A 24,180-nucleotide genomic window follows, 5' to 3' on the forward strand; every position below is an offset into this window, starting at 1 on the left:
TTGACGACTGGCTGGCGCCCGAAGGCGCGCAGCCCGCGCCCGTGAGCGTGGAGCCGGCCGCGCCGTTCAACATCATCTATTCCTCGGGCACCACGGGGGTTCCGAAGGGCATCGTGCAGTCGCACGGCATGCGCTGGGCCCACATCAACCGGGGCAGCGTCTACGGCTACGGCCCCGAGGGCACGACGCTGCTGGCCACGCCGCTGTACTCCAACACCACGCTGGTGGTGTTCTTCCCCACGCTGGGCAGCGGCGGCTGCGTGGTGCTCATGCCCAGGTTCGATGCGGCCCGCTACCTGCAGCTGGCCCAGCGGCACCGCGTCACCCACACCATGCTGGTGCCTGTGCAGTACCAGCGCATCATGGCGCTGCCGCAGTTCGGCGAATACGATCTGTCCAGCTTTCGCGCCAAGTTCTGCACCAGTGCGCCGTTCCGCGCCGAGCTCAAGGCCGACGTGGTGGCGCGCTGGCCCGGCAGCCTCACCGAGTTCTACGGCATGACCGAAGGCGGCGGCACCTGCATCCTCGAAGCCCATCTGCACCCGGACAAGCTGCACACCGTGGGCCAGCCCGCCGAAGGCCATGACATCCGCCTCATCGACGAAGAGGGCCGCGAGGTCGCACCCGGCCAGGACGGCGAGGTCGTGGGCCACTCGGCCAGCATGATGACCGGCTACCACGGTCAGCCCGCCAAGACGCGAGAGGCCGAATGGTTCGATGCCACGGGCAAGCGCTTCATCCGCACGGGCGATGTGGGCCGCTTCGACGCCGACGGCTTCCTGACCCTGTTCGATAGACGCAAGGACATGATCATCAGCGGCGGCTTCAACATCTACCCCAGCGACCTGGAGGTCCAGCTGCGCGCCCACCCGGCCGTGGACGATGTGGCCGTGGTCGGCGTGCCTTCCGAGCAATGGGGGGAGACGCCCGTGGCCTATGTGGTGTCGCGCGCGGGGCAGCCGGCCCTGCCCGAAGACATCATGGGCTGGTACAACCTGCGGGCCGGCAAGACCCAGCGTCTGGCCGACCTGCGTTTCATCGCCGAGCTGCCGCGCAGCGCCATCGGCAAGGTGCTCAAGCGCGAGCTGCGTGACCGGTACGCGGCAGGGTGCTGAGCCTGGCTTCCATTTTCACGATGCCCATCACGAGACCTATCCCATGAGCCATGACCCCACGATGTCCGAAGTCCGCCGCCAGGTGACGCCCGAGGAATGGCAGGCCCGCGTCGAGCTGGCTGCAGCCTACCGGCTGGTCGCCCACTTCGGCTGGGACGACCTGATCTTCACCCATATCTCGGCGCGCGTGCCGGGTCGGCCGGATCAGTTCCTGATCAATCCCTACGGCATGCTGTTCGACGAGATCACCGCGTCCAGCCTGGTCAAGGTCGATCACGAAGGCCGGCCGCTGATGGAGAGCGAGTACGACGTCAACCCTGCCGGCTTCGTCATCCACAGCGCCATCCACGACGGCCGCCCCGAGGTGCAGTGCGTGCTGCACACGCACACACGCTACGGCGTGGCGGTGTCGGCGCAAAAGGAGGGGCTGCTGCCCATTTCGCAGCAGTCCATCTTTCCGCTGGTGCGCCTGGCCTACCATGACTACGAGGGCGTGGCCCTGCGCGATGACGAGAAGCCGCGCCTGGTGGACGATCTGGGTGCCAGCAACTTCCTCATTCTGCGCAATCACGGCCTGCTGACCTGTGGACGCAGCGTGGCCGAGGCCGTGCTGGCCATGTACACGCTGGAGTCGGCCTGCCGCATCCAGATCCTGGCGCAGTCGGGCGGCGGCGAGCTGACGCGCATTCCGCAGACCATCATTGCCGACGCGGTCAACCAGTCGCGCCAGGTCACCAAGGGCAAGGGCGCGGGTCTGGCCTGGCCGGGCCTGCTGCGCCGCCTGGACCGCATAGACCCAAGTTATAAGGACTAACCCCCCTGAGTCGCTGCGCGCTTTCCCGTTGCACGGTGCCCCCCTCGCGCTTCGCGGGAGGGGAACGACACCCTTGCTGCGGGGCGGTGCGGCCGGCATAGGCCCGTGCCTGGGCTGCAGCCGTTTCGCAGGCAGCGAACAGCGCTCAGATTCATGGAGCAATCAATGGGAATTCTGGTCAATATCCATCCGAGCATGGGAGCGCCCATCGTCGATGCACTGCGCGCCATGGCGCCTGATCTGCGCGTCTGGGCCCATCGCGACGAAGCGCCTGCTGCGGAGGTCGAAACCATGCTGGCCTGGAGCCTCAGGCCGGGCGTGCTGCCGGCCTATCCCCAGCTCAAGCTGCTGTGCGCGCCCAGTGCGGGCGTGGACAAGCTGCTGGCTGTGCCTGATCTGCCGGCCGGTCTGCCCGTGGCGCGCACCGTCGATCCGCAGCAGCATGTGGAGATCGCCCAGTACGTGGTGGGCACGGCGCTGCGCCACACGCGCGAGCTGGACCTGTTCGCGCGCCAGCAGCAGGCCGGGGAATGGCTGCGCCGTCCTGTGCGCGCCAGCGCGGACTGCCGCGTGGGCATCCTCGGTCTGGGCGAGGTGGGCCGCTTCGTGGCGGGTGCCGTACAGGCCGTCGGCTATCCCGTCGCAGGCTGGAGCCGCAGCGTCAAGGACATTGCCGGCCTGCCCACCTTCAGCGGCACGCAAGGCCTCAAAGAGCTGCTGGCTGTCAGCGACATTCTGGTCTGCGCCTTGCCGCTCACGCCCGAGACGCGCGATCTGCTGAACCGCAGCATGCTGTCCTTGCTGCCGCGCGGTGCCTACCTTATCAACGTGGGGCGGGGCGAGCAGGTGGTCGAGGACGACCTGCTGGCCCTGCTCGACGAAGGCCATCTGGCCGGTGCCGCGCTCGATGTGCTGCGCGAGGAGCCCCCCCAGCCTGGCAACAGGGTATGGGGACACCCCAAGGCCTTTGTCACGCCGCATATCGCGGCCCAGGCTTCGGCAGAGACCGTGGCCCGCCAGTGTCTGGAGAACCTGCGCCGCCTGCGCGCGGGCGAACCCCTGCTGAACCTGGTGGACGTAGCCCGCGGGTACTGACGCCTTGTCCTTCTCCACTGCCGTGCGGCCGCACGGCGCTTTTTCCCGACAAGAACCAGGAGACTTTCATGCCTTCGACATCTCGCCGCAGCTTTCTGCAATCGGGCGCCGCAGCCGGCGCCGCCATGCTGGCTCCCTCGGCCTGGGCCCAGAGCCCCTGGCCCTCCAAGCCCATACGCATCGTCGTTCCCTACACGGCGGGCGGCTTCACCGACCAGATGGCGCGCCTGCTGCAAGTGGGTTTGCAGAAAGCGCTGGGTCAGCCCATCGTCATCGACAACAAGCCGGGCGCGAACAGCCTCATCGGTGTGGATCAAGTGGCAAAGTCTGCGCCCGACGGCTACACCTTCGGTGTGGTGATTGCCGCTTATGCGGCCAATACCACGCTGTATCCCAAGCTGCCCTACAACCCCGGCAAGGATCTGGTTGGCGTGTCACTGATGGGGATCTCGCCGCTGGTTGCAGCGGTGTCCACCAATGCACCGTTCAAGACCACGCAGGAGCTGATTGCCTATGCCAGGGCGCATCCGGGCAAGGTCAGCTTTGGCTCCTCGGGAAGCGGCTCCAGCGCGCATCTGACGACCGAGCTGATGAAGCTGCTGACCAAGACGGACATGATCCATGTGCCTTACAAGGGAGCCGCGCCGGCGTTGACCGACCTGATGGGCGGCCAGATCCCGTTGTTCCTCGATCCTCCGCCCAATCTGATACAGCCTGCCAAGGCCGGTCGCATTCGTCTGATTGGCGTGGCCAGCGACAAGCGGCTGGCGGTGTTGCCCGATGTGCCTACGTTTGCCGAGCAAGGCATTCCCGAGCTCATGGGCAGTACCTGGGCTGCCATGATGGCTCCGGCAGGAGTGCCCAAGGAGATTGTGCAGCGCATGTCTGCCGAAGTCGCTCGCATCATTCGCAGCCCTGAAATCACGCAGCGCATGCAGCAGACCATGGGCACGTTTGCCGAAGGATCGACGCCCGAGGAATGCGATCGCTTCATCGCTGCCGAAACGGCCAAATGGGGGAAAGTGATCCGTGAGGCCAAGGTGACGGTGGACTAGTTTTCCCGGCCGCGTTCCTCCTCGCGAGGCAGGGAAACCGGCTTCACGCGACAGGGCGCCGCTTCCGGTGGAGCGGCGCTGACTGGAGGGCGGATGCGCCCCGGATGCAAGGCCGCAATCGCGTCTTCGCGGAAAGTGCGGGGCAACACCCACGGTGCCACCAGGTGCCCGGATCCGTCAGGAGCGTCAAACCTCGCTGGCTGCGACGCGCCACCGTCTTCTCGGTGCCCTCAATGCATGCCTTTCCCGATAGGCCGCAGGCGTCATTCCCACATGCCGGACGAACACCCGCCGGAACGCAGAGGCATCTTCGTAACCGCAGGCCAACGCCACGGAGGGCACGCTCTCCAGCGTGATCTCCAGCAGCACACGAGCCCGCGCACAGCGCAGGCGGTGCAGATGATCCAGCGGGCTATATCCCAGCTCCTGCTGGAAGTGGCGCAGCAGGGTGCGCGGACTGGCCGATACCGCGTCCGCCAGCGCTCGCAGGTCATATGGCTGCTCCACGCGCGCTTCCAGCCAGGCAATGGCATGGGCCAGCACGCTGGTCCGCGTGGCGGGAATCCGCCGGTCCTGAAGGGCGGCCAGGGTAGCGCGTTCGCGCTGCGGGTCGGGTAGAAGCAAGGCGGCCAGCGCTGCAGCCAGGTCGTCGCCGAAGGCATGGCGCGTGAGCGCCACGGCCATGGAGGCCAGGGCTTCCGGATGGGAGGCGCTGAGCCAGGGGCCGTCGTCCACGAAGGGCTGCCCCTCGGCCAGCTCGATGTCCGGGAAATCCAGGCCGAAGCCGCCCATGAAATACCAGGGCAGGGCAACGCGCCGGCCCTGGCAGCGTCCGCCGGCTGCCGCGAACCAGGCGCCGCTGCCCAGCGTGCACACTGCCAGGCCCTGGTCAAAGGCAGTGGCGATGCGACGTGTGATGGTCTGGTTTGTGGCGACGATGTCGCGGATGGAGGGAATGTCCGGGCAATGCAGTGGGCTCAGGAAGACGGCTTGCACCGGCCCTTCGGCGGCCCGGCCTTCCACCCCGTGGGGCATGGCGTGCAGCGGCCGGCCATGACCATCGACCCAATGCCAGCCAAAGCGCGGTGCGCGCCGGCCCAGGCGCAGGCCGGCAACGAGGTTGGCGCTGCGCAGCATCTCCACGAGATGCGCGGCGTGGCCTGTGGCGCTTTGCTCCACGCAGGGCAGCTCGATGACGAAGTTTCTGGGCATGGCGGTTCTGGCTCCTCGAATGGCGATTTTGCCGTCTTCGTCACAGGCGCTTCACTTTTAGCATGAGGGCCTGTGTCACTTTCAGGAACACGAAAATGCTCCACACAAGCGCCGGGACGAAGCCGTCCTCCCCCTCCCGTCCAGGCCTGCGCGCCGTTGCCCTGTGCGGTCTGCTGGCCTCCGGTCTGCCGCTGGCGGCCAAGGCACAAGGACTCGATGCCCAGGGGCTCGCGGCGCTGGACGCCGCGATCCGTCCGTTGGCGCCCAGGATGGTGGAGTGGCGTCGCGACATTCACCAGCATCCCGAACTGTCGGGCCAGGAGGAACGCACGGCCAAACTGGTGGCCGATCACCTGCGCCGCCTGGGCATGGAGGTGCAGACCGGCGTGGGCGGCACGGGCGTGGTGGGCGTGCTGCGAGGCGGCCAGCCGGGCAGGACCGTGGCGCTGCGTGCCGACATGGATGCGCTGCCCGTGGCCGAGAAAACCGGCCTGCCCTTTGCGTCCCGGGCCCGGGCCCAGTACATGGGCAAGGAGGTGCCGGTCATGCATGCCTGCGGTCACGATGCCCACGTGGCCATGCTCATGGGGGCTGCAGAGGCGCTGGCCGGGATGCGCGCGAAGCTGCCGGGCACGGTGAAGTTCATTTTCCAGCCGGCCGAAGAGGGCGCTCCGGTGGAGGCCGATGCCCATGGCCATGTGCCCAGCTTCGGTGCCAAGGCCATGGTGGAGGCCGGCGTGCTCAAGGATGTTCAGGCCATCTACGGCCTGCACATCACGGCCAACCTGCCTTCGGGCATGGTGGGCTATCGCAGCGGGCCGCTGATGGCGGGCTCGGACAGCCTGAGCATCCAGGTCGAGGGCCGGGGCGGCCATGGCTCGTCGCCGTGGAATGCGGTCGATCCCATCGTCGCGGCCAGCCAGGTGGTGCTGGGCCTGCAGACCGTGGTCAGCCGCCAGCTCAACATCAGCCTGGAGCCGGCCGTGCTGACCATTGGTTCCATCCAGGGCGGCACGCGCTACAACATCATTCCCGACAATGTCGAGATGCAGGGCACGCTGCGCACCTTTGACGAAGACATGCGTCAGGAAGCGCACAAGCGAATCACGGCCACGGCCGAGCAGATCGCGGCCTCCAGCGGCGCCAAGGCCAGGGTGCGCTTCGGCCCCGTGGCCTATCCGGTGACCACCAATCCGGCCGCGCTGACCGAGGCCTCGCTGCCCGCGCTCAAGCTGGCCCTGGGCGGCAAGGCCATGGTGATCCCCAAGGTCAGCGGATCCGAGGATTTTTCGGAGTTCCAGAAAGTGGTGCCGGGATTCTTCTACTTCCTGGGGGCACCGCCGGCAGGCCAGGACTTCACCAAGGCAGCGCCCAACCACTCGCCGCTGTTCGATATCGACGAGAAACAATTGCCCACGGGGGCCCGTTCGCTGGCTGCGCTGGCCGTGGACTATCTGCAGCGCAACCCATAGCCGTGGGTCTTTCGCAGGGGGGAGCCGCTTGCCGGTGTCGCTCTGCCCTCTGTCTCGAGGCGGGCAAGGGGGGGATCCTCCCGTCAGCTTGGGGCATCGGGGCCTCATCGTGGGCCGCATCCGATTCAAGCGTCCCCTGAGGTGAGGTGGGAGAGACTGCAGACAGGGGCGGACAGCTTCGCGTTTCGGAACCCGGGCCCAGGGCTTCCGGGTCATGGCACGCAAGACGCGGGGCCGGAACCAATCGGGCTGCTCTGGTCTGAAAGGCATGGCCGGGCATGGGGTGTTCCGGCCTCAGGCCTGGACTCGCCGGGCAGGATTTTTCGATGTTCTCCGAAACCCGTGAAAAACCGGGCTATAATAGCCTTCTACGTAGGGGAGTCGCCAAGCTGGTTAAGGCACTGGATTTTGATTCCAGCATGCGAAGGTTCGAATCCTTCTTCCCCTGCCAAGATACTTAAAGCCCCGTCTGCGTCTGCAGGCGGGGCTTTTTCGTTGTAGGGCTCAATCCGTCAAGGGCTTCCAGGAAAGCCGGCAGGCACGGGCGGTGCAACTGCCATGGAGCGGTGCCCTCATGCCTGAAGGAGTCGAGACCCCGGCTCGGCAGTCCAGGCGTTTGCCGGGATGCCTTCACGCCGATCCGCAAGCCTTGCGCTCTTGGACCTGTGCTGTGCAACGCGGCCGGCGCCGACCTGGGGCAGGCGAGATCGCCGTATGCGCATGGCATTCCCGCGGCAGGCAGGCAGGCAGGCAGGCATGCAAGGAGCAGCCTGGTGGCGGGCCGCGATTCTGCACGGGGGCGCAATCCTGCAGACCTGCCCGATCTCATTCTCCTGCGGGCGTGGCACGGAGTGCGGGAAGACCTTGGCACCGGCAATGCCGCTGCCCGCCAGGTCGAAGCCGCAACGCGCCGGAGCATGGCGGGAATGCTGGAGCTGACTGGATGCGCAGCAGTGCAACCCGGTGACGAGGCTCGGGGAATGTCACGCGATATTCCGCAGGCCGGGACGCAGGAACAGGGATCGCCGCATGAGGAAACCAGCGTCCGCTGGTGGCCCTGATTCGGCAGCCGGGAGTGCGGAGTCCGGATGTCGACGGCTGCCGTCGCAAGAGTGCAGCGCCGGCCCGTGCCGCCCATTCGCGCAGCCCTGGAGCCGCCGGTGAATGCGGATTTCGGCGCGACCAGATCGGCTGCGCCGGACAGCCATGTCCTGGGGCCCCGAGGGCGATGTGCGATCACAGCGCGCGATTCCACACGGGATGCACCGATACATTCCATCGTTTTCGACGCCCCCGATATTCGCGACATTTTCGGCGTCGTCATGGCCGAGGCTGGACCGCCGACGTTGGATTAGAAACAGCAGCATGCCCTGCGGTCAAAAATCTATAGGGTAATCCCGCCCGATTAATGAACTTTCATCTTTGTCAATATTCATCAAACGCTATTTCGGTAATGTGGATTTTGCGTAATAGTCTTTTGGCATGACGTGAGCGCTATTCACGCGGAAAAAATGACACAAGAAATACCCAATCCTTTTATGGGGGAGACAAAAAATAGCCAGTGCTTTCATTTAATGCCTCTGTGGTTGGCATTGATGGGCCTGGCTGCTCCCGCTTTTGCACAGTTGTCCGGCGGTGCTGCCATCGAGCAGCAGCAGCTGCAGCGCCAGCAGGAGCGCGAACGTGAATTGCGTGAGCGCATGGCTCCGAACGCGGACACCTTGCAGCCGAAAGCCAGGCCCGAAACGCTGGCAATGCCGGTGGGGGAGACGCCTTGCTTTTCGCTCCATGCGATTGAATTGACAGGCCCCAGGCTCGATCAAGTCCCCTGGCTCGGGCCTTCGGCGGGCATTGACCTGGGTGCCCGGCCCTGCGTCGGCGCCAAGGGGGTCGAGGTCGTCCTGGCGAGAATGCAGCAAGCCCTGCTCGAGCACGGGTACGTGACCTCCCGAGTGATGGTGGTCCCGCAAAACCTCAACGATGGCGTGCTGACCGTTGCTTTCATTCCCGGCATTCTCAGGGCCGTTCGATGGACCCAGGAGAGCACGGCAAGCACCTCGCTGCGCACCGCCTTGCCCTCCAGGCCCGGCGAATTACTGCAGCTTCGTGATATTGAGCAAGGTCTTGAAAATCTCAAAAGAGTACCGACGTCGGATGCCGATATTCAGATCATGCCTGCCGAAGGGCCCGAGATGGAGCCTGGTCAAAGCGATCTGGTGATTACCTATAAAAATATCAGCCCCTTGCGATTCAACGCAGCCCTCGATAATGGCGGCACCCAATCCACAGGAAAAATACAGGCCACGGGAACGGTATCCTGGGACAACCCGCTGGGCCTGAATGACCTGATGTATTTCAGCTTCGGCGGGGGTGTTGGTAATGGCGGCAACCGTGGGACCGAAACCCGTGCCGCGCAGTATTCCCTGCCCTTCGGGTATTGGTTGCTGGCCCTGTCGGGCTCCTATAACAAATACCACCAGGGCGTTGCGGGTGCCTATCGGAACTACACCTATCGCGGGGAATCCAGCAATCTGGATCTCAAGCTCAGCCGGGTGGTGTTCCGCAATGCCTCCTCCAAGACCACGGCTGGCATCAGGGCCTTCCAGCGGACTTCCAACAACTACATCGACGATGTGGAGATCGACGTCCAGCGCCGGCGTACCTCGGGCTTTGAGCTGAGCCTGAACCAGCGCAGCTATCTGGGCAATGCCATCCTGGATGCCAACCTGGCCTACAAGCGAGGCACAGGTGCTTTTGCGGCCTTGCGCGCGCCCGAGGAACCCTTTGGTGAAGGCACTTCGCGCATGAAGCTCTTCATTGCCGATCTGGCATTGTCGAAGCCCTTCGTACTGGGCGGCACCCAACTCCGATTCAGCAGCAACTGGCATGGCCAGTGGAACAAGACGCCGTTGACGCCACAAGACCGCATCGGCATTGGCGGCCGTTACACCGTGCGGGGCTTCGATGGAGAAAGCACCTTGCTGGCCGAACGAGGCTGGTACTGGCGCAACGAACTCAGCACGCCCCTGAATCTGGGCGTCGCAGGCAATGCGGAGGCCTTTGTGGGGCTGGATACCGGCCATGTCAGCGGGCCTGCTGCGCAATCTCTCGTGGGTCAGTCATTGACCGGTGCGGCCATCGGCCTGCGTGGAGCCTGGCGCAACCTCTCCTATGAAGTCTTTGTGGCAACGCCTGTCAAAAAGCCCGAGCACTTCCGAACCTCCCACACCAACCTGGCTCTGAGCCTGGCCTACAGCTTCTGAGGCGTCGTCATGAACAAACATCTTCACCGCGTTATCTTCAACAGAGCCCGTGGCATCCGGATGGTGGTGCAGGAAACAGCTTCCAGCGAAGGCAAGGCCAGCAATGGCAGCACACAGACAGGCGCTTGTGATTCAGGTGCCTTGTCGGCGGGCAGTTTGCGCACTGCCAAGTCCTTCCTGAGCGATTTCCCGCTCTCTGCTGCAGCCAAGACAGCAGGCATGCTGGCCTTGGCTCTGGGGGTTCCTGCCGGCTTTGCGCAAATCATTGCCGACCCCTCGGCCCCCAATCGCCAGCGCCCCACGGTGCTGGAATCGGCCAACGGCACGCCCACGGTCAACATCCAGACGCCTTCCGCAGGGGGGGTGAGCCGCAACACCTATCAGCAGTTCGACATCGGGCAAAAGGGCGCCATCCTCAACAACAGCCGCACCCATGTGCAAACCCAGATTGGTGGCTGGGTGCAAGGCAATCCATGGCTTGCCAAGGGCAGTGCCAGCGTCATCGTCAATGAAGTCAACTCGGCCGCTCAGACCCGCCTGATGGGACCGATGGAAGTGGCAGGACAGCGGGCGGACGTCATCATTGCGAATCCTTCGGGTCTGGTCGTTGACGGCCTGTCGTTCATCAATGCGGCAGGCGTCACCCTCGCCACCGGCAGACCGCTGTATGGCGCCAACGGCAGCGTGGACGGGTTCAACGTTCAAGGAGGCCAGATCCGCATCCAGGGCAGCGGCCTGGATGCCACCAAGGCCGACTACGCCAGCATCCTGGCCCGGGCCGTCTCGCTCAATGCCGGTTTGTGGGCCCAGGACCTGCGGGTTGTCACAGGCGTCAACCGGATTGCCACCGATGGCAGTGTCCAGCAAGGCAGCCCCGGTGCGGCAGGCGCAGAGCCTGTGAAACCCCAGTTTGCCCTCGACGTCGCGCAACTGGGCGGCATGTATGCGGGCAAGATCTTCATGGTCGGAACCGAAGCCGGTCTCGGGGTCCGCAATGCCGGTTTGATGCAGGCCGGTAGCGGAACACTCACCTTGAACAGCGAGGGCTGGCTTCATAACAGCGGCTCCATCCAATCGGATCGCTCGAATGTGGCGGTGAGCACCCGTGGCGCGATAGATCAAGACGGCGTCATCTATGGCGGCGGCACCGTGCAGCTGGACTCCCAGGCCAGCCAGACACACCGTGGCACGGTTGCAGCCTTGGGTGATGTATCCATCCAGGCTGCGGGCGGAGCGCAGATTCGGGCCGGTGATACCTCCGTCTGGGCGGCTGGTCTGCAAGCGGACGGGCAGTTGGCCGGAGCCCGAAACCTGAGTGTGCGCGCCGATTCGAGCGTGCAGACTGCAGGCCGGGCACTGGCCACCAGCCATCTGAACCTGCAAGGCGCGAGCCTGGACCTCTCATCCTCCCGCCAGCAGGCTGCAACCTTGCAGTTGCAGGCCACGGCGGGTGATTTGCAGGCCACGGGGAGCCAGCTGCTGGCGACCGGGCAGCTGCGCCTGCAGACCAGTCAAGCCCTCACGACAGACGGTGCGCGGGTGCAGGCTCCCGCCCTGGCCATCCAGGCCAGTTCCTTGAGCAACGTCGCGGGGCAACTCATCCAGACGGGTTCCGGTGACCAGACCATCGCGCTGCAAGGAGGCCTGACCAATAGGGCTGGCGTCATTCAAACCGCTGCGGCCAACCTGAATATTGCGGCCCGGAGCATCGACAACACTGCTGGTCAGCTGCTGCATGCCGGAAGTGGAGCCTTCCATCTGGGCAGCCAGAGCCGGTTGCTCAACGACAGCCAGGATGGGCAGCAGCCCGCGCTTGCGGACGGTGGTCGCGTGGTGAGCAATGGCTCCCTGACGGTACAGGCGCAAACCATGAGCAACAGCGGCAGCATGCATGCGGCGCAGCTGCTTCAAACGCATGCCGCGACGCTGAACAACAGTGGCGTGATGTACTCGGCAGGCATGCAGGCACTGGCCGTCGAAAACGCTCTCGTCAGCAGCGGCACGATCGCTGCGGCGCAGGATCTGTCTGTACGTGCAGGCCGCTTCAGTGGAGCCGGCACGCACGCGCTGGCAGCCGGCATGGGGGCTGACGGCAAGCTCGCTGGCGCGGGGGCCGTGAATGCGACGGTCGCAGGCGTCTTGCAAAGCGCGGGGCAGATTCTGTCCGCAGGCGATGCCCGCCTGGATGCGGCAAGCCTGGACCTCAGGCAGGGCAGCGCGGCGAGCACGGCAGGCAATATGAGCCTGACGGCTCAAAACGGCGACATCCAGACGGGGGGTGCCCGCATCAGCAGCGCAGGTCTTTTGACCATCCGAGCCGACGGCTCCAGCAGCCAGCGCCTGGACAACACCCTCGGACAGATCAGTGCAACGCAGCTCAGCATCAACGCGGGAAAGCTCGACAACACCGATGGATTGATCTCTGCGGTTGACCAGCTCGACATTACCAGTGCTCAATTGATCAACGCTGCCACCCCTGCGGCAGCCACCGCCAAAGGCATCCAAAGCCAGGCAGGTGATGTTCACCTGAATGTTCGGCAGCTCGATAACAGCGGGACCATCCAGGCTGCGAAGAACCTGGCTACGACCACTTCCAGCCTGGGCAACAGCGGCTCCCTCTACGCAGGAGGTGAGCAGACACTGAATGCCGCAGGTGTAGTAACGAACAGCGGAACCATTGCCGCTGCCCAGGACCTGAACCTGACAGCCGCCTCGTTTGCCGGCACTGGCAGCAATGTGCTGGCCGCAGGCATGGCTGCCGATGGAAAACTCGCCCATCCCGGGACTCTGAACGTCACCACTTCGGCTGGATTGCAAACCGCCGGCCAGGCATTGGCTGCAAACAACGTCCACCTTGACGGCGGCAGCCTGGATCTGGGAAGTGCAACGGTAGGCAGTGCCAATGCCGATGTGAATCTGAGTGCCGCCCAGGGCAGCATCGTCACGGCGGGCTCACAAGTCAGCACGCCGGGCAAGCTGTCCATTACCGCCAACACGGTTGCAGGTCAAACGCTGGACAACACCGCAGGTCGCCTGGCCGGCCAGCAACTGCAAATCCAGGTTGGGCAGTTAAACAACCATCAGGGAAGCATGGAGCAGTCCGGGGGCGCTGATCTGGATATCAATCTGGGTGGGGGCGCGCTGAACAACAACGCCGGGCGCATTGTGGTCAACGCTGCAAATCTGAAGCTTCAATCCGGTGCGCTGGACAATACGGACGGGCTGATCAGCCATGCCGGCTCAGGGCAGGCCACGTTGCAGGCGTCCAGCCTTGACAACACCCGTGGACAGATCGTTGGCGACGGAACCTTGTCCTTGGCCAGCAGCGGCAAGGTCGCCAACAGCGATGGACTGATCTCCTCCAATGGCGACCTGCAACTGAAAAGCGCAGACCTGGGCAACACCCGTACAGGCACGTCAGGAAACACCACAGGCATTCAAAGCCAAGGCGGCAGCCTCACCGTCCATGCCCAAGCCATCACCAACAGCAGCAACCTCTATGCTGCCAAGGATCTCAGAACCAGGGCCACCAGCTTGGACAACAGCGCAACGCTGTACGCAGCGGGTGAACAGACCCTGGATGTGGCCGGTGCGGTCAGCAATCAAGGCACCATTGCTGCGGCCAAAAATCTGTCGCTCACTGCAGGCAGCTTTGCTGGCGGTGCTGCCAACGTTCTGGCAGCCGGCATGGCCGCCAATGGACAGCTGACGGGCAGCGGCGCATTGACGGCCGTGACCTCCGCCAGCCTGCAAACCCATGGGCAGGCACTGGCGACAGGCGCATTGAGCCTGAAAGCCGCCAGCCTCGACCTTCAAGGCAGCACCACGGGAAGCACCGGCGCAGACGTGACGCTGAGCGCGACGACGGGAGACATTCAAGCAGCTCAGGCCAGGATCAGCACACCCGGATTGCTGAGTGTTTCCAGCACCGCCGGGCAAAAACTCGACAGCTCCAGGGCGCAACTCAGTGGTGGGCAGCTCAGCATCGATGTCGGCGAGATCCACAATACCGAAGGTGTCATCCAGCAGACGGATACGGCGTCTGCAGCCGCCAATCCCGTTGCAGGCATTCGCAGTGCGGGTGCCATCCACAATAGCGCGGGACGCATTGTGGCCAATGCGCAGGACTTCGCCGTGGTCTCCGGTGGGGGGCTTGACAACACGGACGGGACGATCGGTCATGCGGGCTCCGGCCAGCTTCGCGTGGAGACGGCCGGACTCCACAACACAGGCGGAAAGATCATCGGCAACGGGGCGACCACGATCACCAGCTCTGCGGATGTCGACAACACCGGCGGCATGGTGGCAGGCCAGCAAAGCGTGACGGCCACAGCCACGGGTTGGGACAACACCCGGGGCACCCTGGTTGCCGTTCAAGGCAACCTCGATCTTCACACCACAACGAATGCCGTCAAGAACGCTGCAGGCCTGATCCAGGCAGACAACGATGTGCGGCTCACTCTGGACGGCGCGGGCAATCAACTGCAAAACGCTCAAGGCAAGATCGTGTCGGGACGAGACGCCATCCTGTCGAGCGGCCAGATGGACAACGATGCAGGCCTGGTGGCTGCAGGGCGCAATCTCGGCATTGACACCCACGGACAGGTCCTGAGCAACCAGGCAAGCCGCGGCAGCACCGATTCCCTCGGTCTGGTCGCCGGCGCACGACTGGATATTCGCAGTGGCGCATTGAACAACCAGGGCGGTCTGATCAGTGCCCAAGCCGACCTGAACATCACGAGCAGCGGCGCGATCAACAGCACCGAGAAGAATGCGCAGGGGGCGCAGATCTACAGCGGCGCACATCTCGATGTGCAATCGACCGGTATCGACAACACGGGCAGCCAGATGCTTGCGGTGCAAGGCGCAGGTATCAATCTCGGCAGCGGCACACTGACCAATCAGGCCGGGCTGATCCGGGTCGGGCAGGCATTGACGGTTCAGGCCGGAGGTATCGATAACCAGAACACCCGGGCTCTGAACAGTGATGGGAGTGCACAAGCGCTGGGCCTGGAAGCCGGCACGATTTCCCTGACCACTGCCAATCTGGACAACAGCCAGGGGGCTGTGCGTGCAGGCCAGGACTTGACGATTCTGAGCGATGGCCGGCTGGTCAATGATCGTGGCGAGCTCAGCGCCGGCCAGCAACTGAGGATTGCCGCCGACCAGGCCGCCACTCCCACGCTGAACATCAGCAACAACGCGGGTCAAATCGTTGCCGATCAGAATGTGGACCTTCGCACAGGCAGCCTGAACGGCGCAGGACAGATTGCCTCGCGCGGTGACGTCAGTCTGAATTTGCAGGGCGACCACACCCTGGCGGGCACCTTGCAGGCTGGCGGCAACCTGCAGCTGCAAGCCACGGGCACATTGACCAACCCGGTCACTGTCCAAGCCGGAAAGAACCTGACCGTCAACGCCAGCAACCTGGACAACCAGGCCACGGGCGAACTGCTGAGCGGGCAGACAACGCAGCTCACCATCTCCGACACCGTGACCAACCGCGGGCTGATCGACGGTGCCGACACCCGCATCCAGGCCGGCCATGTCAACAACGTTGGCACCGGCCGCATCTATGGCGACCGGGTGGCGATTGCAGCCAACGCGCTGACCAACCAGGAGGAAACCGTTGCAGGCATCACCCAGGCTGCCACGATTGCTGCGCGGGAGCGCATGGACCTGGGCGTCCAGAACATCACCAACCGCGAAGGGGCACTCATCTACAGCGGTGGTGATCTCCACACGGGCGGCGCTCTCAGCCCCAGCTGGCAGGCCACTGGCGCAGGGCAGACGCTCAACAACCACAGCGCCACGCTGGAGTCCGCCGGCAGCATGGTGCTCGGGCATGACCAGGTTCGCAATACCAATGCGCATCTGCAGTGGACATTGGTCGAAGGCCAGCCTCAGAAGATCGTCGAATTTCAGGCACCGAACGGCCAGCGCTACAAGGGCAGCGACGTTCTGCTGATCTCCAATGGCAATGTCGCAGGCTCTGGCCCGAAAGATATTAGTTTCGTAGTCAGCGGCAATGACTGGCGTTGCAGCATGGGGGGAGAAACCTGCTCGTTGACAACCGGCAACGTCACAGCCTTCGATCAGTACTACAAAGGCTTGCTCCTGCCTTCCGAGCAATATCCGTTCGAGAAATATGCGCCTTACTACAACCCCAGCTATGTCGATCGGAACGGTCAAACGGTCCAAGGCTATATGCACTACAGCGGTGACCGCACCCTGGGCGGGATATGGGGAGGCGGAGAGCTCGTCAAAGGCGCGCATTACGCAGCCGATCATCGAATCTGGAGTGACTTCGGCGTAGCTCCCTACACGGGGGCCGCTCCGGTCCTGAGCAGCGGAAATCCCTGCGGTTCGCTGGACGCCGGCTCCTGCACTGTCGGGTTTCATCCGCAAGCAGGGGCCGATGGGCAGCTCACATACGTCCAGGTCACTCAGGCAAACGTAGACGAATACAACGCCTACAAACCCCTGCTGGACGCCCGCGATGCAGCGGATGCCGCCTTGGACGCGAAGCTGGATGCCTTCTACCAGGACATTCGCAATCGCTGGATTGGGGAGTTTGTCTTCTACGACTACAGCCGCACCGAGCAAAGTGCGCAAGTGACGCAATCCTCCCCCGGAAAAATCGTGGCAGGCGGCAATCTGCAATGGAACGGATCGAATCCATCCAGCAAGCTCCTGAATCAGGACAGCACCATCCTGGCGGGTGGAACGATCAATGCGACGGGCGGCTCACTCGACAACCGAGCGACAGCCGTAGAGGTCAAATCCGTCGACCAAGGCTATGTCTACAGCACCTGGAAGGGCGGCTCAAGCACTCCAAACCGTGGGTACAGCGGCTCGGACTATGCACCTGTAGGCGCAATCAAGACGCAAACACTGGCCTCCTACACATACACCGAGCACGCTGCGAACCCCTCGACCGGCGCAGCGCCGGGAGCCAGCGCCATTTCAGCGGTGCAGGCACAGGCATCTGCTGCGGGCGCCGTGGATGCCATCCATCATTCCGTAGCTCCTGGAGCCGTGCAGGGAACGCAGGCAGGCCCGGCAACTGGTGCCGCCACCGCAACGCAGACCCAGGGGCAGATCACCAGCAATGCCGTAGCGGGCGTGGCGGCACAAGGGGGCAGCGCTCAAGCGCAGGCCACTGCCAAGGTCGGCGCAGCCGCGACCCCCGAGAGTACGGCTGCGAATGCCTCCAATGCCAAATCAGCGTCCTCTCAGGTCAATATTCGCACCGCCCAGCCCAACACCCGGATACCCGGAGCCTCCCTGTATCGCCAGCACCCTGAAGCAGGCTCCCGCTATCTGGTGGAGACAGACCCCAAGTTCACGCAATATAGAAACTGGCTGTCTTCGGACTACATGCTCCAGGCTCTGCAGATGGACCCCGGCACCGTTCAAAAGCGCCTGGGCGACGGGTTCTATGAGCAGCAGCTGGTGCAGCAGCAAATCGGGCAGCTCACGGGCCGCCGATTCCTGGGCAACTACACCAGCAACGACGAGCAATACAAAGACTTGCTGCAAAACGGCGCAACCTTCGCCCAGGCCCAGGGCTTGCGCCCTGGCGTGGAGCTCAGTGCGGCACAGGTGGCGCAACTGACCAGCGACATCGTCTGGCTGGTCACCAGGGAAGTGATGTTGGCTGACGGCAGCAAGCAAAGCGTGCTGGTCCCGCAAGTGTATGTAAGGGTCAAGCCCGGCGATCTGGACGGCACAGGCACCTTGCTGGCAGCCTCGGATGTGAATCTGATCCTCTCCGGCAATGCCATCAACAGCGGCAGCATTGCGGGCCGCAACACCTTGAACATCACCGCCGAGAACATCCGGAATCTGGGCGGCCAGATGTCCGGCAACGACGTCAAGCTTGCAGCCCGGCAGGACTTTGACAACCTCGCAGGCATCATCAAGGGCGTGGACTCGGCCACCGTGTCCGCAGGGCGTGACCTGAACCTCACCACCACCACGCAAAGCAGTGCCAACCAGGCAGGCGGCAACCGCTTCACCCAGACAGGGATCGATCGTGTCGCGGGCATCTATGTATCCGGGCCGGCTGGCGTGCTGGTCGCCAGTGCGGGCAACAACCTCACTCTCACGGCTGCGCAGATACAGAATGCGGGCACCGGAGCCACCGTGCTCACCGCTGGCAACAAGCTGAACCTCAACACGGTTGCGGTCGGCAGCAGCCAGGATATCTACTGGGACAGCAAGAACTACTTGCGCCAGTCGAGCACGCTGGATGTGGGCACGCAGATCACCGGCGCTGGCCGCGTGAACCTCAGCGCAGGTCAGGATATCAATGCCAAGGCCGCCACCATCGACGCAGGCAAGGCCTTGAGCCTGTCCGCCGGCAACGACATCCAGATCAGTGCCGGGCAGGCAAGCCAAAGCCTGGACGAGGCGCATCAACACACCAGCAAAGGCTTTCTCTCCAGCAAGACCGTCACCACGCGGGAGCAACGGCACAGCACCACAGCGGTTGGAAGCAATCTGGGCGGAGATACGGTGGCCATCAACGCCGGCCGCGATATCGCGGTGACCGGCAGCCATGTGGTCTCCGACACGGGAACCACCTTGCAGGCGGGCCGAGACGTCACCATCGCCGCCGCCCAGGAAACCTCCAGCGAACAGCACTACCGCAAGGAAACCAAGAGCGGCATCTTTGGCGGCGGCGGAGGCATCGGCTTCACCATCGGCAGCCGTATGCAAAGTGCCGATCAGACGGGCACCCGCACCACGGCTGCTGCATCTACGGTCGGCAGCGTGGGCGGCGATGTCAACATCATTGCGGGCAATGCTTACCAGCAGGTCGGCAGCGATGTCATGGCCCCCAAGGGCGACGTCAATGTCGTGGCCAAAGAGGTTCAGATCGTCGAGGCCCGCGAAACCGGCAGCTCCGCCACCGAGCAACGCTTCAAGCAAAGCGGCTTGAGCGTCAGCATCGGCAGCCCCGTCATCAGCGCCATACAGGCCGCCGACAACATGGCGGATGCCGCCCGCAACACCGGCAGCGGCCGCATGCAGGCCCTGGCTGCAGCGGCGACGGCGTTGAACGTCAAGAACTCTGCGGGCGAGCTGCAGGGCGCTGCCCAGGCGCTGGCCGGCGGCGACCCCTCCAAGGCTGCCTCCATCTCCGTCAGCCTGGGCTCCAGCAAAAGCCAGAGCAACACGGCACAAACCAGCGACGGCGCACGTGGCAGCACCGTCAAAGCCGGCGGCAATGTCAACATCCTTGCCCAGGGGGCGGGGGCGGACAGCTCCATCCTCGTTCGCGGCTCGGATATCACGGCCGGCCAGGACGCCACCTTGGCCGCAGAAGGCGATATCCGTTTGCAGGCGGCTCAGAATACGGCCAGCCTCGGCGGCAGCAGCAGCTCCAGCTCCGGCAGCATCGGCGTGAGCGTGGGGCAGCAGACCGGCATTACCGTCAGTGCCAGCAAAGGCCGTGGCAACCAGGCTGGCGACGACCTCACCCACACCAACACCCACATAGCGGCAGGCAACAGCGTCACTCTCCAGTCCGGTGGCGACACCACGCTCAAGGGGGCCGTGGTCAGCGGCAAGCAGGTGGTGGCCGATGTGGGTGGCGATCTCAAACTCGAAAGCCTGCAGGACAGCAGCAGCTACGCCAGCCGCAACCAGTCGGCCGGTGGCAGCCTCACCATCAGCCCCGCAGGCGTGCCCATAGGTGGCGGATTGAATGCCGGCCAGAGCAAGGTCAACAGCCACTACCAAAGCGTTACCGAGCAAAGCGGCATACAGGCAGGGGACGGCGGCTTCCAGGTCAGCGTCAAGGGCGACACCGACCTCAAGGGCGCTGTCATCGCCAGCAACCAGACGGCGCTGGAGCAGGGCAAGAACCGTTTCAGCACCGGCGGGGCACTCACCACCAGCGACCTGCACAACAGCGCCCGCTACGAAGGCCAGGCCGTGGGGGTCAATGCCAGCGTGGGCAACGATGCGGGCAAGTTCGGCGTCAAGGGCGTGGGAGCCGGCGTAGGCCAGGACAGCGGCAGTGCCCAGGGCACCACCACGGCGGGTATCTCCGGCATCGCCGGCGACCAGAGCGTGCGCACGGGTGACGCCACGGGCATCGAGCGGATCTTTGATCAGAACAAGGTGCAGCGCGAGATCGATGCGCAGGTGGCAATCACGGCGGAGTTTGGCAAGCAGGCCAGCAAGGCCGTGGGGGACTATGCCCAAACGCAGACAGAAGAGGCCCGCCGACTGAGAGAACAGGCCAGAGCGGAAAGCGATCCACAGCGTCGTTCAGAACTGGAGACCCAGGCCAAGAAGTTGGAAGATGCCTGGGGAGACAACGGCAGCCTGCGCCTGGCTGCACACACGGTGATCGGAGGGCTGACGGGCGGAGTCGGCGGAGCTGCGGGGGCTGCGGTCGGTACTCTCACGGCACCCGCAGTGGCGCAAGCACTCAATGATGCGGGCATCACAGGGCCGCTGGCCGATGTGCTGACGGCAGCGGCCAGCACGGCGGCGGGAGCGGCGGCAGGCGGTGTCAGTGGTGCGGCGGCTGCAGGTAATGAGGTGGCTAATAACTATCTCAAGCATGCTGATGTACTGGCATTAGAGAAAAAGCTCAAGGCATGCCACGATCAAGCCTGCAAAGACGACGCCATTAAAGAGGCCTATCTCACCAGCGCGAAAAACGATCTTGAACTGCTCAACTGCAAAGCCACAAACAACTGCAATTCGCTCGAAGCCGAATACCGCAAGGGCTATACAGAAATTGCCAATTTACTCGATAGAGGCGTTAGCGCTAACGACGTAGAGAACATTCTGAAGTTAGAGAGCAATGCACACGTTGCCATTCGCAATCAACTGTCTGAGCGTCAATGCAGCACGGCCGCATGTCAGGCCAACTCCCAATACCTTGTGGGCTTGGCAACAGGGCTGAGCAACATCACCCCTGCAGGAGCGGTAGTGGGACTTGGGCAGGCAGCTTACCAACTGGTAGCGTCCCTCGCTAACCGTGGTTTGGAGGATACCGCGTTGGTGATTGTCAAGGGCATAGCGGGTCTGCCTGAAAACATTGTCAGCGGTCTCTACAGCGAAGATCCGAAAGTACGAGGAGAGACGCTGGTCAATGCCTTGCTGATTGGGGGCGTTGCTACGACTCTAAGCGCGAAGCTTGGCATCAAGGTGCTGGACAATGCGGGGACAGGGCCTTCGCATGGTTCCTTAGATGCACAGCGTGGTGGAGTGAATCTTTCAAATAAAGATCCTGTGACCTCTGGAGGTACTGCAAATGCAGCGACTGTCCCAAGACTTCAAGGGCAACTTGCGGCTGAAAATCTTGCGAACATTGCGGCGCAAGACACAAGGCTTGCGAATGCAGTAAAAGGCAGTGGATCCGGGAATCCAAATTTTTCTATTGGAAGCGGAACGGTGGCCGAAGCGAATAGCTTGGGGTTAACATGGGTGGGCGATGGGGCTCGGTCGCTAAGTGGGGTGCCTGGTGGGCTAATTAGCGCTGATGGTACGCGAGTTTTTAGACCACCGACCGCTAAGCCCAATGCTCCTGCCGCATTTAATCCGACTGGTGTTCAGGCTAATTTCCAGATCAGAGAGCCAATCACTGGTGCAGTAATTTCTAACGGGCATATGATAATTAAATGAATAAATTAAATCTCAAAGGAATAGATTTTGGAACAGAAAATCTTGAGGCCTATACGCCGGAGGTATCTGGAAATTTCTGTGTTTGGTTAAATTTGACAATTGGATTAGAAAATATTGATGGCGGCCATCTTTTTCAAGTTGGCATATGTACGACTTCGTGGCTTGAGCACCAGACCCTAACTAAGGGTTTTTATATCCCTAGGCACATGATAATTGTTAATGATTTTGATTATCAACTGATAAAGTCTACGATCGATGGAATAATTAGTAGTGCTGAGCGAGCAACCTGGGAGCAATCATTGCAAATCCTCTGTAGATTTTTCTCATGGGAGTACGAAGACTACCAGTCTTAAATCGATTGGCACTGTTGCAAAAAATTCGTGCCAAGCTACTGTGACCCCTGAGGGGCTAGGCCATAGCCGCCATGTTGTTGCACAAATCGACGCACGGCAAGTTGTAGCCTTGTTGAATGAGTCAGTCCATCAAGCCCCGTTACCGAACCGACGCGCTTGTCTCAGAGGAGGGTGCTGCTCCGGTGCGTATGATTGGGAACGGCCAAGAGCTGCCGGTGGCCATCTAGCTAGGTGCAGACATAGATAAGGAATTCATTGAGGCATCGTGTCGGAATTCATCTAGGCTGATGATTCTACTTATTGACCACAGAATTTTAATGAACAAAAGAGCTCTTCCTAAACCAGATTTGTTTGCCTCATGTCCTCACGATGGCAACATCCTTCAATACTATGCAGGAGCGTTTGAAGCTGTCTATGTTTGCTTCAACCCTTTCATCCGCCCAAGTCGTATTTCACCAGAGCGCTTTTGTCCGGAATACTACCCCTCAGAAGCAGAAATTTTGGAGCACTGCGACTCAGTAAGGTGGTCCGATGTAGTGACTTTATCTGGGTTATCTTCATACGCAGAAGTTGACCAAGCGTTGAAAACTTATACCCGGTCCTTGCGCAGTGAGTTCGCAAATGAAACCAACGCAGAAAGGCTAAGGAATTTATTCGATCAAAGTGTAGTCATGCCTCCAGATAGAGGTGAGTTCTCTCCCTTTCTCTGGAGAACTGTCATGTCAAAATTTCAAGAACTTGGGCATGACTGGGTTTGGGTTGGAGATGAGTTCTGTTCAGAACGGAAGCTTGAATGGATAGAGGAAGTGGCTACTCACGGCCCTAAACAATGTCATGCAAATCTATTTGCTCCTGACAAATCAATTCTTTGGACCTCACACTGGGATAGCCATTTCACATTGTTATGCGGCTCACAAAGTGATTTGCAACGATTCAATAATGAAGATCTTCTTGAAGGTTTTTTCTGCTCACCCAACACAGAGATTTACTGGAGCACACAGCCGACCTAAGTGAATGACTGCTCAGGGTGACGGATTCAACCGGTCGTTGGCTGCGATCGGCCAGAAGCAGTCATACGCTACGTGCTCATGGCGCTTGGAAAAGCACAAAGCTAATATGAATAGCATTTCAGAAAAGCGTAAAAGATGAGCTATTACACCTTCGTATCATTTCAGTATTTAGATGATCCCAAAACTGATCTATCAGAGCTCCATGCAGGTTTGTTGAAGCTCCTAGATGAACACGGACTTCATCACGATGTTGCTGATGGCATTTCCGAGCTTATTGATAACGGTGAAGCCAGTTTCACTTTCTACAGTGGCTGTGCAACCTTGGAATTTATTTTCCACTGGCTTGCGATGCAGAGGCCAGGCACTGCATTTGGTGTGCGAGGCACAGGAGAAGACTTACGCGATATTTGGGTACGAGAATTCTCCGGAGGAGATGTTCAATTTGCTCAAGGGCCTTTCTCAGAGGACTAGAAACTAGATTCAGATTGAATGTCTATTCATGGTCGTTCTGAGACGGTTGCCTACAGGCGGCGGAGGCAGAAATTCAGATAGATGAGCTCAATTCTTGAAGAATCCAAGCTATTATTGTTCGATAACACTTCGTTTAAATTCACAACTGAGAACACACCCAATGGACATCCCTCGAAAAAAAAGCTTCTTTCGTGAGTGGGGTTGGGTGATAGCATTTGCTATGTTTGCGGGCCTTGCAATCGGGGGATTTCGTCTTTGGACAGAGCACAAAGCGAATGCTCCTGTCTTGGAGGGATATCAAAAATATGTGGATGAGGTGGCATCCAGCTCATTAAGAGGAACGACATTTTTAAATGCGTACTACATAAAATTTGATCGCCGTACAGTGGCATCAAAGGACTTTCAGCTCGTCTGCGCAGCCGTGACGGCATTTGCGGAGCATGATGGGTTTGACGCGGAGCGCGTATCGGCTGATCTTGCAAAACTTTGTCGAATTTTTATTCCACAAGACATGAAGAGTGCTCTGCAATAAGCTACTCAACTTCGTTGTGGCGTTGTTGCACAAATAGACGCGACGTCTCCCCGGAATTGAGTAGCAGGTGAGCTTGGAGTCCAATCCCATGCAACAGGAGATTGGACGTGAAGAAGAGATTTACGGAAGAACAGAT

Annotated in this window: 12 protein-coding genes and 1 tRNA gene; 12 read left to right on the forward strand and 1 reads right to left on the reverse strand. The window is 61.8% G+C overall.

What is annotated here, in order from left to right; all coding sequences use genetic code 11:
* The 4 genes from E2583_RS18525 to E2583_RS18540 form a co-directional block, all read left to right on the forward strand.
* On the forward strand, positions 1–1,115 hold a 1,115-nt coding region (locus E2583_RS18525), incomplete at its 5' end, for a class I adenylate-forming enzyme family protein (RefSeq protein ID WP_291597680.1).
* 43 nt (positions 1,116–1,158) lie between these two features.
* A complete protein-coding gene (locus tag E2583_RS18530) occupies positions 1,159–1,929 on the forward strand; it encodes a class II aldolase/adducin family protein (RefSeq protein ID WP_291597681.1) in 771 nt (256 codons plus the stop codon).
* Positions 1,930–2,094: 165 nt separating this feature from the next.
* Positions 2,095–3,024: a glyoxylate/hydroxypyruvate reductase A gene (locus E2583_RS18535; protein WP_291597682.1), complete on the forward strand. Its 930-nt coding sequence runs from the start codon at positions 2,095–2,097 to the stop codon at positions 3,022–3,024.
* Positions 3,025–3,092: 68 nt separating this feature from the next.
* A complete protein-coding gene (locus E2583_RS18540; RefSeq protein WP_291597683.1) occupies positions 3,093–4,079 on the forward strand; it encodes a tripartite tricarboxylate transporter substrate binding protein in 987 nt (328 codons plus the stop codon).
* A gap of 186 nt (positions 4,080–4,265) precedes the next feature.
* On the opposite strand, the gene E2583_RS18545 is transcribed toward E2583_RS18540, so the two are convergent.
* On the reverse strand, positions 4,266–5,291 hold the full coding sequence (locus E2583_RS18545) for a GlxA family transcriptional regulator (RefSeq protein ID WP_291597684.1): 1,026 nt from the start codon (positions 5,289–5,291) through the stop codon (positions 4,266–4,268).
* Between the two features lie 95 nt (positions 5,292–5,386).
* Between E2583_RS18545 and E2583_RS18550 the strand changes: the two genes are divergently transcribed.
* The 8 genes from E2583_RS18550 (at position 5,387) to E2583_RS18585 (ending at position 24,044) form a co-directional block, all read left to right on the forward strand.
* Positions 5,387–6,763 carry an amidohydrolase gene (locus tag E2583_RS18550; RefSeq protein WP_291597685.1) on the forward strand — a complete coding sequence of 459 codons (1,377 nt, stop codon included), beginning with the start codon at positions 5,387–5,389 and terminating at the stop codon, positions 6,761–6,763.
* Positions 6,764–7,137: 374 nt separating this feature from the next.
* Positions 7,138–7,214, forward strand: a tRNA-Gln gene (locus tag E2583_RS18555).
* A 1,123-nt stretch (positions 7,215–8,337) separates the two neighbouring features.
* Complete coding sequence (locus E2583_RS18560) at positions 8,338–10,026, forward strand: ShlB/FhaC/HecB family hemolysin secretion/activation protein (RefSeq protein ID WP_291597686.1); 1,689 nt, start codon at positions 8,338–8,340, stop codon at positions 10,024–10,026.
* Positions 10,027–10,035: 9 nt separating this feature from the next.
* Positions 10,036–21,678 (forward strand): hemagglutinin repeat-containing protein, encoded by an 11,643-nt coding sequence (locus E2583_RS18565; RefSeq protein ID WP_291597687.1) that lies wholly within the window; start codon positions 10,036–10,038, stop codon positions 21,676–21,678.
* Positions 21,675–22,031: an immunity 8 family protein gene (locus E2583_RS18570; RefSeq protein ID WP_291597688.1), complete on the forward strand. Its 357-nt coding sequence runs from the start codon at positions 21,675–21,677 to the stop codon at positions 22,029–22,031. The genes E2583_RS18565 and E2583_RS18570 overlap by 4 nt, the downstream gene beginning before the upstream one ends.
* 317 nt (positions 22,032–22,348) lie before the next feature.
* Complete coding sequence (locus E2583_RS18575) at positions 22,349–23,041, forward strand: DUF2711 family protein (protein ID WP_291597689.1); 693 nt, start codon at positions 22,349–22,351, stop codon at positions 23,039–23,041.
* A 135-nt stretch (positions 23,042–23,176) separates the two neighbouring features.
* Complete coding sequence (locus E2583_RS18580) at positions 23,177–23,512, forward strand: hypothetical protein (protein WP_291597690.1); 336 nt, start codon at positions 23,177–23,179, stop codon at positions 23,510–23,512.
* Positions 23,513–23,672: 160 nt separating this feature from the next.
* Positions 23,673–24,044 carry a hypothetical protein gene (locus tag E2583_RS18585; protein WP_291597691.1) on the forward strand — a complete coding sequence of 124 codons (372 nt, stop codon included), beginning with the start codon at positions 23,673–23,675 and terminating at the stop codon, positions 24,042–24,044.
* The last annotated feature ends 136 nt before the right edge of the window (positions 24,045–24,180 follow it).

The organism is Comamonas sp. (genome assembly GCF_009360615.1).
Lineage (GTDB): Bacteria > Pseudomonadota > Gammaproteobacteria > Burkholderiales > Burkholderiaceae_C > Comamonas.